This window comes from Flavobacterium resistens, assembly GCF_900182645.1.
Taxonomy (GTDB): domain Bacteria; phylum Bacteroidota; class Bacteroidia; order Flavobacteriales; family Flavobacteriaceae; genus Flavobacterium; species Flavobacterium resistens.
In genome coordinates, this window is record NZ_FXTA01000003.1 from 504055 (window position 1) to 520116 (window position 16062).

At 33.1% G+C, this 16062-nt stretch carries 12 protein-coding genes; 7 read left to right on the plus strand and 5 right to left on the minus strand.

The annotated features are described in order from the left end of the window. Nucleotides 1–176 precede the first annotated feature (176 nt). Nucleotides 177–1793, plus strand: coding sequence for a L,D-transpeptidase family protein (locus tag FN795_RS13490; RefSeq protein WP_142451081.1), 1617 nt, complete (start codon nt 177–179; stop codon nt 1791–1793). 56 nt (nt 1794–1849) lie between these two features. On the opposite strand, the gene FN795_RS13495 is transcribed toward FN795_RS13490, so the two are convergent. Then, complete coding sequence (locus FN795_RS13495; protein WP_142451082.1) at nt 1850–2767, minus strand: hypothetical protein; 918 nt, start codon at nt 2765–2767, stop codon at nt 1850–1852. A 342-nt stretch (nt 2768–3109) separates the two neighbouring features. On the opposite strand from FN795_RS13495, the gene FN795_RS13500 reads away from it, so the two are divergent. The 4 genes from FN795_RS13500 to FN795_RS13515 all read left to right on the plus strand — a co-directional run bounded on the left by FN795_RS13500 (nt 3110) and on the right by FN795_RS13515 (nt 7338). Next, nucleotides 3110–3289 (plus strand): hypothetical protein, encoded by a 180-nt coding sequence (locus tag FN795_RS13500; RefSeq protein WP_142451083.1) that lies wholly within the window; start codon nt 3110–3112, stop codon nt 3287–3289. Nucleotides 3290–3422: 133 nt separating this feature from the next. Beyond that, nucleotides 3423–5045 carry a tetratricopeptide repeat-containing sensor histidine kinase gene (locus FN795_RS13505; protein ID WP_317131764.1) on the plus strand — a complete coding sequence of 541 codons (1623 nt, stop codon included), beginning with the start codon at nt 3423–3425 and terminating at the stop codon, nt 5043–5045. Nucleotides 5046–5052: 7 nt separating this feature from the next. After that, nucleotides 5053–5721: a response regulator gene (locus tag FN795_RS13510; RefSeq protein WP_142451085.1), complete on the plus strand. Its 669-nt coding sequence runs from the start codon at nt 5053–5055 to the stop codon at nt 5719–5721. A 264-nt stretch (nt 5722–5985) separates the two neighbouring features. Next, nucleotides 5986–7338, plus strand: coding sequence for a GH1 family beta-glucosidase (locus tag FN795_RS13515; protein WP_142451086.1), 1353 nt, complete (start codon nt 5986–5988; stop codon nt 7336–7338). Nucleotides 7339–7420: 82 nt separating this feature from the next. Here FN795_RS13515 and FN795_RS13520 read toward each other — a convergent pair whose 3' ends face one another. Together FN795_RS13520 and FN795_RS13525 are read right to left on the minus strand one after the other, a co-directional pair. Further along, nucleotides 7421–7783, minus strand: a complete 363-nt coding sequence (locus tag FN795_RS13520; RefSeq protein WP_142451087.1) for a hypothetical protein — start codon at nt 7781–7783, stop codon at nt 7421–7423. A gap of 345 nt (nt 7784–8128) precedes the next feature. Then, nucleotides 8129–8776, minus strand: a complete 648-nt coding sequence (locus FN795_RS13525) for a hypothetical protein (protein WP_142451088.1) — start codon at nt 8774–8776, stop codon at nt 8129–8131. Between the two features lie 564 nt (nt 8777–9340). On the opposite strand from FN795_RS13525, the gene FN795_RS13530 reads away from it, so the two are divergent. Then, entirely contained in the window at nt 9341–9568 is a 228-nt protein-coding gene (locus tag FN795_RS13530) for a hypothetical protein (RefSeq protein ID WP_142451089.1), read from the plus strand. A gap of 50 nt (nt 9569–9618) precedes the next feature. After that, the gene (locus FN795_RS13535) at nt 9619–11328 is read left to right on the plus strand and encodes a tetratricopeptide repeat-containing sensor histidine kinase (protein ID WP_142451090.1); all 1710 of its coding nucleotides are present in this window, start codon (nt 9619–9621) and stop codon (nt 11326–11328) included. Nucleotides 11329–11399: 71 nt separating this feature from the next. Here FN795_RS13535 and FN795_RS13540 read toward each other — a convergent pair whose 3' ends face one another. Together FN795_RS13540 and FN795_RS13545 are read right to left on the minus strand one after the other, a co-directional pair. Next, a complete protein-coding gene (locus FN795_RS13540; protein ID WP_142451091.1) occupies nt 11400–12842 on the minus strand; it encodes a TolC family protein in 1443 nt (480 codons plus the stop codon). Further along, on the minus strand, nt 12835–16002 hold the full coding sequence (locus tag FN795_RS13545) for an efflux RND transporter permease subunit (RefSeq protein ID WP_142451092.1): 3168 nt from the start codon (nt 16000–16002) through the stop codon (nt 12835–12837). Before FN795_RS13545 ends, FN795_RS13540 begins: the two co-directional genes overlap by 8 nt. Nucleotides 16003–16062: the final 60 nt, after the last annotated feature.

The following is a 16062-nucleotide window of genomic DNA, read 5'->3' on the forward strand; positions in this document are numbered from 1 at the left end:
CACCTTTAGTAGGTACTATTTTTTTTAACGCAATTTCTTAAAATATAAACCTCAAAATATTAAGATATTTTTTATAAATTTGAGTAAGAATAGCGATTTCCCCAAATCATTTTTTTACAACTTACTGCTTGTTTCCACTGTTTTCAAAAAGGATCTATAACGTAAAATCGAAAAAAATGAAAAACTTTACTTTTGCCGTAATTCTTTTACTGGGGATTTTTTTCAATTCCTCAACTGTTTTTTCAAAAAATGATCTGCATATTTCTGAAGCACATAAAATAATTGCTTTTTCTACCAGCGCTCCAGAAATTACTACCGCCTCAATCGCTGCATTTTTCAAAAAATATTCTGATTTAAAATCCTATCAAACCGATGTCGCGGCTTTGTATAAGGATAAAGCATATAAACCGATTTGGTACGAAGGAAATGATATAAACGAATTTGGATATCTTTTATATCACAAATTAAATTCAACTTACGAAGAAGGCGTTCAAATTGATATTCCGTATAAAAAGAAACTTGACGAAGTTTTTAACGAAGAATCAGCATCAAAATCAAAAATTTCAGAATCTGATACAGAACTTTTACTAAGTTCCATGTACATTTTATATGCCAAACATGTTTATCAGGGAATTGATGCCGATGAACAAAATAAAATTCAATGGTACTTGCCAAAGAAAAAATTATCTTATGATACGCTATTGGATTCAATTGTAAGCAATCCCGATTTATTAAAGGAAAATAAACATGTTCTTTTCAGCCAATATTACAAACTTCAGGAAGTTTTAAAAAAATACCGCGAAATCGAAAAAAGCAATCAATGGACTCCTATCTATATGGACAAGCCTTATCAAGATTTGCGTCCTGATGCTACTTCTCAAACCATTGCCGATGTTAGACATCGTTTATTCATAATTGGCGATTTAGCCACCGATTCTAAAAGCAATTTTTATGATCAGGAATTGATGGATGGTGTAATGAAATATAAACTACGACATGCATTGGCACCAAATTATATACTTTCAAAAGAACATATTGACCAAATGAATGAGCCTATCAGTGATCGTATTAAAACCATAATGCTAAATATGGAGCGTTGCAGATGGATTCCGCCATCATTGGAAGATCAAAGCGAATATGTGATGGTTAATATTCCGTCGTTTATGCTGTATTTTGTTAGAAATAAAAATTTCGATATTGTATCGAAGGTTTTTATCGGTACTCCATTAACCAAAACGGTGATTTTTAGTGGACAGATTGACCGAATTGTTTTTAGCCCGTATTGGTATGTCCCAACAAGTATTATCCAAAATGAATTAAAACTAAAAATGGCCGAAGACAAAAATTATCTAACCGATCATGGTATGGAATGGAATGGCGGGAAAGTGCGACAAAAACCGGGTCCGGAAAATGCTTTAGGACTTGTAAAATTCATGTTTCCGAATCCGAATGATATTTATATGCATGATTCGCCGTCTAAAAGTTTATTCGGATTTGAAAAACGTATTTTCAGCCACGGTTGCATCAACGTAGAAAAAGCAAAAGAACTTGCCGTTTCAATGATGAAAGATTATCCAGAATGGACAATGGATAAAATAAATGAAGCCATGAGCGGTGAAAAAGAAACTCCTTTTTTCCTAAAGAAAAAAATCCCGATTTATATAGGTTATTTTACCGCTTGGGTAACAAGAGATGGAAATATGAATTTTTATCCTGATGTTTATCAAAGAGATACTCGCTTAAATGGAATGTTGTTTCCAAATGATACTGCTTATAAATCTGATCAGGAGTAGACGTAATAAACCTCATCAATGAACCTCCCAAAGTAATTTTTATTTTGGGAGGTTTTTTATTTATCTGTACTAGACTTATGTGCATATTTTTTAAAAATATCTTTTGTCACCGGTTTAAGTGCAATATTATTTTCAGGATGTCTGCCGTGTCCGTTAAAAAAATCAATTCCATCTGAAGTTCTTGCATACCAGATCATAGCGCGTCCATATTTATCAAAACAAACTGTTGTGTCATAAATATCTATTTTTTTTAGATGAACCAAACTTTCATCTAACAATTCAACTGGATTTCCTGCAAGCGAACCTTCTGTTTTCAAATCACAACTAACAAGTTCATAATGATCACCAGACCACTGCATGCATTCTTTCTGCGGAAGCGCCAAATAAATGATAACGCCAATCAAGCAAACGACAGCCGTTATTGCTGCAGTTCGAAACATATTAAATTTTGATTTAGAAATGGTGATTTTTCTTTTCTTACTTGGCGTTTTTACAAATACTGGTGTTTCAGGCTGTTCAAAAATTTCGGTTATTTTCTCAACTTCTTTTTTAGATAAAACCTCAGCGCCGTGTACCGTTATTTTCTCTTCCTGAGACATTGCTTTTGCCTTAAATTTCCGAAAAGGTCTTGGCTGAAAATCGATCAAAATTGCAGCCATGTCAACTGTATCAATCTTTTGAGGTTCTTTCTCACCTTTCAAAAATGCGCCAACTTTTTTATACTTATCGGTGTAAGTTGTACAAGTGTCTTCTGCATTTTTATCGAAAGGAATACCTTTAAAATCCCAATATACTTTTAAGTCGTCTGGAGTAGGATTTACACTTAAAATTTTCCAGCATAAATCTCTCAAATTTGCTTGAGAAGGTGTTTCCAGATAATTAGAATTTTCTCCTAATTCTTTTTCGCTATTATATTTTGTTCGTATAGCTTCTTTATAAGCTTTTTCATAATTGCATCGCGTAATGTTGTCCATATACATTCAGGATTTTTAGGATTTTCAGGATTAATACTCGGATTTTTCAGGAAAATCAGGAACATTAGGAATCTCCGGATTTCCTTCTCAATTCGAAGAAAAATACATGTTTACTTTGCTTCAGAATTAGTTCTGTTCTGAGTCGCGATTAGAACAATTGTACAAAACTAGTTCGCTCATAAAGTGCGGAAAACCGTAAGACAAAGTTTAGAAGGGAAGTCTAAATTAACTCTTACTGTTTTACGCGCTTTTCTTCCCAAACAAAAATTGTCATTGCCAAAAAAACGATTCAGAACACTTCTGAACAGCAATGCTTATGCCAAATTTTAAAATCTTAAAAAAATGAAAAAAATATTTTTATTGGGAGCTTTCGCTTTATTGAGCACAACATTATTTTCTTGTACTGCTGATGAATATGATGATGTAAAAAAAGAAATCAAACCTGCAAAACCAACTTTTGCTGATGGACCTGGAGATACTCCGCCTCCACCTCCACCACCTCCACCGGCAGATGGTGAATAAAAAAACAGATACTAAAAAATAATTAGTACTTTCGGGGAAAGTAAGCTTTATGTTACGATCCCCATTTTTTTGTTTTGTTCTTTTTGTTTTTCTTATTTCATGCAAAGACAAGAAGGTTGTTCATGCGAAAAATTTGGCATTAGAGAAAAAAGCTTTAAAGATTAGAAATAAAGGAATTAAAACTCTTGAGAAAGAAAACTACGATAGTGCATTTTACTATTTCAATAAATCTATAAGTTTATATAAAAAAAATGCCGACAGCGCTAATATAGTATATGTCCTTTCTCAAATAGCGAATATACAGCAAATAAATGGCGATTATTACGGAAGCAAAGAAACACTCACAGAAACATTACCTTATATCAGGAAAAAAGATGTGTACTCCGCTTATATAAATACCCTTTTTGGAATAGCTGAAAAAGAATTGTCTAATTATAAAGATGCCATTTACTATTATAATGCATCCATTAAAGATTATGATGATCCTGAATCTAAAAAATATAATTTAAACAATATTGCGGTTGTATATATAAACCAAAAAAAATATGATAAAGCGATAAATCTACTGGAATCTGCTACAAAATTAAAAATAGCTAACAAGAAATTACAAGACAATATCCCCAGAATTATAGATAACTTAGGCTATGCTTATTTTAAAAATGGATTGTCAGAAAAAGGGCTTTTATACATGCAAAAAAGCTTAGAATTGAGAAAAACTTATCCAGATGATTACGGAAGTATTGAAAACAGCCTCCATTTGTCAGAATTTTATAGTAAAACTAATCCTCAAAAATCAAAAGAATTTGCATTAAAAGCTTATAGTACAGCTACAAAAACACATAGTATTGATGAGCGTTTGGAGGCTTTAGCTTTATTAATAACAAATGAGTCGGTTGCAGAAAATACTCAATATGCTAAAAAATTCACTTTTTTAAATGACAGTATTATCAAAGTTCGAAATAATTTTAAAAACAAATTTGCTAAAATCAAATACGATTCTCAAAAGGAAAAAGATGAAAATGAAAAACTACGTTTAGAAAAAGCTGAAAATCAATTGGAATTACAGCGCGCACATTATCGTCAATTTATATTTCTTTCTATTTTCCTTCTTCTTTCGCTTCTAATATTTTATTTGAGAAAATATTACCAAAACAAAAACCGAATTGAAAAACTAGAAGCTGCCTACGAAACCGAAATCCGAATTTCTAAAGATATTCATGACGAACTTGCTAATGATGTTTTTCATACCATAACATTTTCACAGACACAACCACTGGAAAATGAAAACTCCAAAGAAATACTGATTCAAAGATTAGACAATATTTATGCGAGAGTTCGTAGTATTTCAAAAGAAAACAACACTATTGATACCGGAATAAATTATGTTCACAACCTGAAAGAAATGCTTTCGACCTATAATAATGAAACAAGAAACATTATTATAAACAATATTGAAAAAATAAATTGGGATGTTATTGATGATATTAAAAAAATTACAATTCAACGTACCTTACAAGAATTAATGGTCAATATGACTAAGCACAGCGAGGCTTCGCTGGTTGTGGTAAAATTTGACCACGACGCAAATAAGATCTTTATTGACTATACTGACAACGGAAAAGGAACCGAAAAAAATAAAATTATTAAAAATGGGCTTCAAAATATGGAAAACCGTATTTTGTCTACAAAAGGAACTATTACTTTTGACACTGAGCCCAATAAAGGTTTTAAAATGAAAATATCCATGCCTAAATAATTTTTATATGTTTAAAAAAGTAATAATAGCTGAAGATCTTGATAGCATCAATTTTGGAATCGAACAAGTCCTGAAAGATTTGGGAATTGAAAATTTTCATTATTCCAAATATTGTGACGATGCCTTTTTAAAAATACGCAAAGCTATTCAGGACAATGAACCGTATGATTTATTGATAAGTGATCTCTCTTTCAAGGCAGATCATCGGGAAATAAAATTGACAAGCGGCGACGAATTAGTTCAGAAAACACGTGAAATACAGCCGGACATTAAAATCATTACCTATTCTGTAGAAGATAAAAGTTATCGCATAAAATCACTTTTTGAAAATGCAGCAATCAACGCCTTCGTTTTAAAAGGCAGAAACAGCATTGAAGAACTTAAAAAGGCAATAGGCATCATATCTGATTCTGATGAAAAATTTATTTCTCCTGAAATTGCTTCATTATTGCAGGAAAAAAATAATTTCGAAATTGATGATATTGATATTAAAATCCTAAAATATTTATCTGAAGGACAATCGCAGGATGATATTATCGAAATTTTCAAAAATGCTGATATCAAACCAAACAGTAAAAGCGCCATCGAAAAAAGATTATCAAAACTAAAAGATTTTTTTAAAGCCAATAATGCTGTTCAGTTAGTTTTTATTGCAAAAGATATGGGGATTATTTAACTCTCGGCAAACACTTTATTTACTAAAGCTCCTCTGGGAGCTTTTTATCGTTTTTTTGATCACTTTCATCTTATTTAATTATTTGATAATAATGCCTTTACAATTTATTCACATTAGTTTTCTTAATTTGAATAAAAGTAAAAGTTATGAAATTCTTTAATCTAAATTTTCTGGTATCATTCAAAGAATGGCTTTTTTTAAGAGCTATGCAATCTTCTTTCCTTCATTAAAAAATCAATTAAAAATCAAGGAATACATAGTTGAATGAATAAAGTTGAAAACTCATTTCTAAACAAAAATCAATTTGGAGAAGGTTTCTTGTGGGGTGTTTCTACCGCCGCATTTCAAATTGAAGGTGCTCATGATGCAGACGGAAAAGGCTCTTCTATCTGGGATGTTTTTACCTCTCAAAAAGGGAAAATTAAAAACGGACATCATGCTGTAACCGCTTGTGATTTCTATAATTCATATGAAAATGATATTAGTTTAATCAAAGAATTAAATATCCCGAATTTTAGATTTTCGATTAGCTGGCCACGAATTATGCCTACAGGGACTCATCCTGTAAATCAGGCCGGAATTGATTACTATAATAAAATCATCGATTCATTGCTTGCTCAGGGAATTGAACCTTGGGTTACACTTTACCACTGGGATTTGCCGCATGCGCTTGAAGAAAAAGGCGGATGGACGAATCGCGAATCTATTTCCTGGTTTTCAGAATATGTCGAAATCTGTGCAAAGCATTTTGGCGATCGTGTTAAAAACTGGATGGTTATTAATGAACCTTCTGTTTTTACCGGAGCTGGCTATTTTTTAGGCATTCACGCCCCTGGAAAAAAAGGAATTACAAATTACCTAAAAGCCATGCATCACGTCACAATGGCGACTGCAGCCGGAGGAAAAATACTCAGAAACAGAATTCCCGATGCCAATATTGGAACTACTTTTTCTTCGACTCATATTGAACCCGCTACACTAAGCCAAAAAGATACTGAAGCTGCAAAACGTGTCGACACTTTACTTAACAGAACTTTTATCGAGCCACTTTTAGGACTTGGATATCCACAAGGCGACTTACCTGTTCTAAAAAAACTAAACAATTACATTGCGGCCGATGATTTGGAGAATATAGCTTTCGATTTCGATTTTATTGGTCTACAATGCTATACCAGAGAAGTTGTAAAATCGTCGTTGATAATTCCGTATATCGGTGCCGAATTAATAAGTGCCGAAAAAAGAAATGTCATTGCAACTGATATGGGCTGGGAAGTTTACCCTCCTGCTCTCTACCATGTTTTAAAAAGATTTAACGAATACAAAGGCATCAAAAAAATTATAATTACCGAAAATGGCGCTGCTTTCCCAGACACTGTTACTAACGGAAAAGTGCACGATATTAAGCGTACACATTATATTCAGGATCATTTAGAACAAATTTTGAAAGCCAAAGAAGAAGGACTAAATGTCGATGGCTATTTTGTATGGACTCTTACCGATAACTTTGAATGGGCCGAAGGTTACAACGCCAGATTTGGACTAATTCATGTTGATTTTGAGACTCAAAAAAGAACAATTAAAAATTCCGGATTCTGGCTCAAAGATTTTTTGTCTTAAGTCTTTATTCCTAAAAATAGCAAAAGCCTTTCTCATTAAATGTGAAAGGCTTTTATATTTAAAATAAATCCCGTTTAATCAATTAAAATCTAAATTTATAATTCTGCTTTCGAATTCCAATATATAGTTTCCCGTTATTTATTAAATGGGCGGTCACCACAATATATTTTTCTTCGGGATAATTTACATCATAACTAAAAGTTGTATCTTTTGTTTTAACTTGAAGCAGATGTTTTCCTTCATCAGATATTGAAAGTTCTGCTGTTTGGTAAGTCGGCATTTCATTTGTTGCTTTCAAGTTAATATCCTGAACTTTCTTTTTATCAAGAAACACTTCTAGTTTTAAATTATCTAGTTTCATTTCGGTTGGCTGTTCAAACGACACAACATACTTTTTACAACCGAAAATGCATAAAACAATTAATAATAGTAGTACCTTTTTCATGTATGATTTTTTAAATTGATTTTTGGCAGAATTAAATTGTTTTTACTGTTTTATAAATATAAATAATTTTATTGAAATCCAGCTAAAAAACAAGATTTGCTGTCTCATTTATTAAGCAAAAAAAACATAAAAAAAAGTTCTAAAAAAGACGAAAAAAAATCATTATTTCATTGATTTTATTAGGTTTAACGGTATTTTTTTCTTATCTTTATAGTGTAAATAACAGTAAATATATGCCGAAAAACAAACTTTTTAAATGCCTAAATTACGTTTCAAAAAATTATTCTTTTTCCAACTTTTTGCATTTTATTTTTCAAAAAAATGCTTTCAATCTTCATTTGGAAACTATTCTACCTGATCTTTTTTCTGCACATAATTTAAACACGCAGAAGACACCAATAAGACTGTTCCTATTGCAATCTTAATTACTCTTTTTGGCTGTATGTTCTGAGCTATTTTTTTAGAATTGGAATATATGTCTTTTAAATTCGAAAAAAGATTTCCTTTTTTAGGAGCTTCTTTAGACTCTTCATTTTCATTTTCCACAAAACTCTTTGATTCTATGACTTCATTCTCGATTTCAGCAGTTGCTTTAATTTTTTCCGCATTTTCAGTCACTTTAGTTTCTGCATTTCTGCACTTTTCATTAAACTTTTTAAAAGGACGCGGTTGAAAATCGACCAAAATTGCCGCGAGATTTATTGCGTCAATATTTGACGGATCTGTTTCTCCTTTAAAAAAGGTTTCAATGGGTCTAAACTTATCTTTTTGTTCTTTAAACTTATTCTTTTTTGTATGATCAAAATCCAAACACAATAAATTCTTAAAAACATTCAAATCATCTTGAGTAGGCTTGTTTTCGAAAATAAGCCAACACAAATCGCGGAGTTTCCCTCGTGAAGGATTGTACAAATAGTCAAAGTGTTCTCCCTCTTTTTCGAGTTCGTATTTAATTTTAATCGCCTTCTTATATTCTTCTAATGTATTATTCATTTTGTCTTTTTTAGGAATCTTTTTGGAGTTTTTACTTTCAATATTAATCAAAACATTTTTATATGCCTTTATTTTTGACTTCTAAAATTCAAGTCCGTATCAGCACTTCTAATTTTTGTTCCAATTCCATCTTATTTGTACATTTTTTTTCACAATTCAAACCAACTTTTGTTAAGCATATTGCATCTCTTATAATAGAGATTGGTCTAAAATTAAATAACATTTAATAAAAAACAGGCATTGCATTTTTATTTTATTGGGAAATCATGGGAATCTCAGGAAAACATAGGAATTCCGGGAATTCCTTATCTACAGTAGCCTAGAAGTGCCTTTCCTTTGCATCAGAAATTAGTTCAAGTTTTGTCTGCAGACTAAAACAAAAATATAAAACTAGTTCTAATTAACATTGTGGAAAACCGTAAGACCGAGTTTATTCGGGAAGTTTAAATTACGTCTTACAGTTCTACACGATCAACTTCCCAAAATCAATTTGGTATTGCCAAAAAAGAACTCTGGATAACTCCGGACAGCAATACCTATGTCTAATTTCTAAATTAAATCAAAATGAAAAAACTATTATTTTTTAGCACTTTTGTGTTATTGTTCACTATATTTTCTTGTACTCCGGATGAATTTGAAACTCAGCCAAAACAAGAAACAAAAAAAACTGTTAATCCAGTAAAAGATACTTATGCTGAGGATGGACCGGGTACCGGCCCTGGAACCGGAACTCCTGGCGGTGATGGCCCTGGTGATGGTGGTCCAATTAAACCACCACCAACTGATGAATAAATATACTTTGGTATCTAATTAATTACTATTTTCGGGGAAAGTAAATTTATATGTTACGGTCCCCGTTTTTTTATTTTATAATTCTTCTTTTTCTTTTTTCATGCAAAGAAAAAAAGACGGCAAATCCTAATACAGAATCTATTCGAAAAGAAGCGCTTAGCTTACGAAATAAAGGATACGAAAATATCCAAAAACAGAATTTCAACACTGCTTTTCACGAGTTTAATAAATCCAAAATACTTTTTGAAACTTTAAATGACAGTGCCAATATTGGGTATGCACTTATTCAATTAGCAACAATCCAGCAAGTCAATGGTGATTACTATGGAAGTAAGGAGACTGCCACGGAAGCCTTAGCGTATTATACAGAACAGAATACATATACCTCTTCAATAAATCTTATCCTAGGTATTGCTGATAAAGAATTATCTCTTTACGACGACGCGATTTTTTACTACAAGGAATCCATAAAAGAAGAAACAGACCCTGTACTTAAACATGACCTTATGGGCAATATTGCTACTGTCTATATCTTCCAACAAAAATATGACAAAGCGATTACTCTTATGGAATATATATTAAGTACTAAACTTTTTAATGAGAAATCTAACGCATCCAGTAAAGCGAGAATTCAAGATAATTTAGGTTATGCCTATTTTAAAAAAGGATTGGATGGAAAAGGATTTTATTTAATGAATAAAGCACTCCAGAAAAGAAATGAAATTAATGACACTTATAGAACTATTGAAAGTTATCTTCATCTAGCAGATTATTATTCCAAAAAAGAAATTCAAAAATCAGATGAAAGCGCGCTGAAAGCATATAATATCTCCACAAAACTGAACAGTGTTGATGAAAGATTAGAAGCTTTGCAAATTTTAATTTCAAATGATAACAGTGCCCAAAAGCAAAAATATGTTCAAAAATATTTTACACTAAACGACAGTATCATTAAAGTTAGAAATAACTTTAAAAATAAATTCGCCAAAATCAAATACGATGCTAAAAAAGAAAAAGACGAAAATGAAAAACTTCGTTTAGAAAAAGCAGAAAACCAGTTAGCGCTTCAAAAAGAAAAATATTTTCGAATTGTATTAGTAATCATATTTGTTTTTCTTGTCATTTTAATAGCAATTTTAATCCGTTATTATAAAAATAAAAACAAGGCAACCGAATTTAGAGCTTCATATGAAACCGAAACTAGGATTGCTAAAAAAATCCATGATGAGCTGGCAAACGATGTTTATAATGTGATTGCTTTTACCGAATCTCAGTCTTTGTCTAAAGAAAATACAAAAGAGAATCTTCTTCAAAAATTAGATGATATTTATAGCCGTGTAAGAGGAATTTCTAAAGAAAATAATAAAATTGATACGGGTGCAAATTTTACCAGCACCATTAAAGAATTGCTTTCGACTTATAACACCACTGAAAGAAATATCATATTTACTAATTTAGAAAATATAAATTGGGAAATTGTTGACGATATAAAAAAGGTCACCATAAGCCGAATTTTACAAGAACTATTGGTAAATATGAAAAAACACAGCCAGGCAAATCTTGTTGTCATAAAATTTGAAAGTGATCAAAACTCAATACTAATAAACTACACCGATAATGGTATTGGTTGCGAAAAAAATAAGATTGCAAAAAATGGTCTCCAAAACATGGAAAGCCGTATTCAGGCTGTTAAAGGAACTGTAGATTTTGAAACAGAACCTGACAAAGGTTTTAGAGCGAAAATAACTATTCCCAAATAAGTGAAAATAAAAAACCTCTCAGACATTAATTTCTGAGAGGCCTCTACTAATAACTAATTAAAATGGGCATTCTACTTCCAACCTCCGCCTAGGTCTCTGTAAACATGAACCGCAGCGTTAAGTTGTTCTTTTTTAGTATCAATCAATTCTAAATTTGCTTCTAATGCGTCACGTTGCGTCATTAAAACTTCAAAATAATCTACTCTTGCCGATTTAAATAAATCATTCGAAACATCAATTGATTTGTTCAATGCGTCAACCTGTTGTGATTTCAAATCATAACCCTTTTGCAGATTATCAATTTTAGAAAGCTGATTAGATACTTCTAAATAAGCGTTTAAAATCGTTTTATCATAATTGTATAATGCCTGAAGTTGTCTTGCATTTGCGCTTGAAAATTCTGCTTTAATTGCATTTCTGTTAATCAATGGAGCAGCAAGATCTCCTGCTAATGAATATAAAAGTGATTCTGGAAACGTAAACAAATAAGATGGCTTAAATGCTTGAACTCCAAAAGCTGCTGAAATATCAAGTGAAGGATAAAATTCTGCGCGCGCTACTTTTACATCTAACTTCGCCGCTACCAATTCTAATTCTGCCTGTTTAACATCAGGACGATTCATCAACAATTGAGACGGAATTCCAGCACTTACAGACGCTGGTAATAAAGTCAGGAATTTTGTATCAGTTCTTTTAATCTCTTGCGGATAACGTCCTAACAGGAAATTAATTTTATTCTCCGTTTCTTTGATTTGCTGTAAAATATCAAACTCCATGCTTTTTGAAGTCAATACTTCAGCCTCGAATTTTTTAACTCCAAGTTCTGTTGCTCTTGCAGCTTGCTTTTGAATTTTTACAATTTCCAAAGCATTACTTTGCAAAGTAATTGTTTGTTTTACAATATCAAGCTGACTATCTAAAGCCAATAACTCATAATAAGAATCAGCGATTTCAGCAATAAGATTTGTCACTACAAAGTTTTTACCTTCAACTGTAGCCAAATATCTGTTTACTGCCGCTTTTTTAGAATTGCGTAGTTTTTTCCAAATATCAACTTCCCAGTTTGCATAAGCTGCAATCGTAAAATCTCCAAGCGGATCTGGAGTTTCAACGCCAGGTTTGATTTCAGTAGTGGCATCACCAGCACCTTGGCTGGTATACCTTCCTACTTTTTCTACTCCAGCTCCGGCACGAACACCAACTTGCGGCAATAAAAGTCCTTTGCGAACTCTAATGTCATTCTTAGCAATTTCGATTTCCTGCAGCGTCATGTTTAACTCCTGATTGTTTTTCAGGGCCACATCAATCAAATCAATAAGGTTTTGATCCTTAAAGAACTCATTCCATTTTACAGCTGCAGTATTGATTGTATCCTGAGTGGCAGCAGCACTAAATGATTCCGGAACCGGCGCACTGGCAGTTGCAGTGTCTGGCGCAGGAGCTTTACACCCTACTACAGCAAGACACAAGCCTAATGCAACGCTATATTTATATATTTTCACTTTATTATACATGATTGTTGTCAATTTCTTCAGTTAATGGGTTTTCTTCTTCATGTTTAACCAATTTGTATTTCTCGGCAATTCGTCCGAAAATGTAATACAATCCCGGAATTAGGAATACCCCACAAATAGTTCCAATAAGCATACCTCCTGCAGCAGCAGTACCAATAGTTCTGTTACCAATTTTACCTGGACCAGTTGCAAATGCAAGTGGAAGCAAACCAGCAATAAATGCAAACGAAGTCATCAAGATAGGACGGAACCTCGCTTTTGCTCCTTCCATAGCTGCATCGAGAACTGATTTTCCTGCAGCGTGTCGCTGAATAGCAAACTCTACAATCAATACGGCATTTTTACCTAATAAACCAATAAGCATTACCATGGCAACCTGAGCATAGATATTGTTTTCTAATCCTGTGAATTTCAATAAAAGGAAAGCCCCAAAAATACCCGCTGGCAACGAAAGAATTACTGATAATGGAAGAATGAAACTTTCATATTGCGCTGCTAATACCAAGTAAACAAATCCTAAACAGATTAAGAATACCCAAATTGCCTGATTACCTTGAGCCACCTCATCAGCAGAAATACCTGCCCAGTCAATGTCATATCCTCTTGGTAATTTTTTCTCTGCTATTTGCTGAATTACTTTAATTGCTGTACCTGAACTATAACCTGCAGCCGGAGAACCACTAATTTGTGTTGAGGTGTACATATTATGACGTGTGATTTCTGAAAGTCCGTACACTTTTTCTAATCTCATAAAAGCAGAATAAGGCACCATTTCATCACGGTCGTTTTTCACATACAATTTCAAGATATCATCTGGCTGTGCACGATATTCTGGTGAAGCCTGAACGATTACTTTATAGTTGATTCCGAATTTAATAAAACTGATTTCGTAGTTACTACCCACAAGAGTTGACAAAGTATTCATCGCATTTTCGATAGAAACACCTTTTTGCTGTGCCAAATCATTGTCGACTCTCATCATATATTGAGGGAAACTCGAGCTATAAAAACTGAATACATTTGATAATTCTGGTTGCTTGTTTAATTCGGCAACAAAATCATTGTTTACCTTCTCCATTCTTTTGTAATCACCAGAACCTGTTTTATCTAATAAACGAAGCTCAAACCCTCCTGCAGCACCATATCCAGGTACAGCTGGCGGTTGGAAGAATTCGATATTCGCACCTGCAATATCTTTACATTTTTCTTCCATTTGCTTCATAATCTCAACAACAGACTCTTTTCTATCGCTCCAATCCTTAAGATTGACCAAACAAGTTCCTGAGTTTGCACCAGTACCTTCAGATAAAATTTCATATCCCGCTAATGAAGAAACAGATTTTACTCCGTCAATTTCCTCAGCAATTTTTTGAACTCTTTCTGCAATATTATTAGTTCTTTCTAATGATGAACCCGGAGGCGTCTGAATAACAGCATAAAACATTCCCTGATCCTCATTCGGAATAAATCCAGAAGGAACAGTGCTACTAATTCCCCATGTTCCGATACAGAAACCAATTAAAGCAACAAATGTCACTACTCTTCTGTCAACAATTTTTGCTAATACATTTTGGTATCTGCCTTGTGCTAAATTGAATTTTTCGTTGAAAGCATCAATAAATCTGTTTGCAGGAGTTTTCTTTTTAGGTTGTCCGTGATTGTTTTTCAACATCATTGCACAAAGTGCTGGCGTCAATGTTAATGCCACAACACCTGAAAGTATAATAGCAGTTGCCATTGTTACTGAGAACTGTCGGTAAAATACTCCAACGGGACCAGACATAAAAGCAACCGGAATAAATACCGCTGCCATAAGGAATGTAATCGCTACAATCGCTCCAGCAATTTCATGCATTGCTTTTTTCGTTGCCTTAAATGGCGACAGATGCTCTTCTTCCATCTTGGCGTGAACGGCCTCGATAACCACAATCGCATCATCGACCACGACCCCAATTGCCAATACTAAAGCAAATAATGTAATTAAGTTCAACGAAATATCGAAGAATGTCATGAACACAAAAGTTCCAACCAACGATACCGGAACCGCAATTGCCGGAATAACTGTAGATCGCCAGTCACCCAAGAAAAGGAATACTACTAAACCTACCAAAATAAAAGCTTCAACAAGCGTATGAATTACTTTTTCGATAGAAGCATCAAGGAACTTAGAAACGTCATACGAAATCTCATAATCCATTCCTTTAGGAAATTTTTGTTTGATTTTTTCCAATTTCGCTTTTACCTCCTCAATAACCTGATTCGCGTTACTTCCGAAAGATTGTTTCAATACAATTGCCGCTGAAGGTCTTCCATTCAAATTTGAATAGATATCATACATCGAACTTCCAAATTCAACTTTTGCAATATCTTTCAAACGCAAAAGCTCTCCATTCCCATTCGATTTTACTACAATATTCTCATATTGCTCTTTTGTAGTAAAACGCCCAGAATATTTCAATACGTACTCAAATGCCTGAGAACGTTTACCAGAACTTTCTCCTGTTTTACCTGGAGAAGCCTCTAAACTCTGACTTGATAATGCTTCCATTACCTCATCAGCCGAGATTTTATAAGCTAGCATACGATCTGGTTTCAACCAAATACGCATTGCATATTCACGTGTTCCTAAGATATCTCCAGAACCAATACCGTTTACCCTTTTTAATTCTGAAAGTACGTTGATATCAGCGTAATTGTACAAGAATTTCATATCGGTATTTTTGTCTGTACTGTAAAGGTTCACGTACATCAACATACTCGGTACCTCTCTTGTAATTTTGATACCTTCTCTAATTACTAAAGGCGGAAGTTTATTTGTTACCGAAGCCACACGGTTCTGCACGTTAATTGCAGCCTGATTTGGATCAGTACCTAAGTTAAAAACAACTTTAATTGTCGCTTCACCATCGTTACCAGCATCAGAAGCCATGTATTTCATTCCAGGAACTCCATTCAAGGCTCTTTCCAACGGAATAACAACTGCCTTAATCATCAATTCACCGTTAGATCCTGGATAATCAGCGGTAATATTTACCATCGGTGGTGAAATTGTTGGGAACTGTGTAATTGGCAAATTCAATACCGACAGTACTCCCAAAAAGACAATAATCAGCGATATTACTATCGACAGAACAGGTCTTTGTATAAATTTATTAAACATTTTATATTTTTTTAATGATTAAACTAACTGAAAGTTTAAAATTGTTTCAGGTTTCAGGTT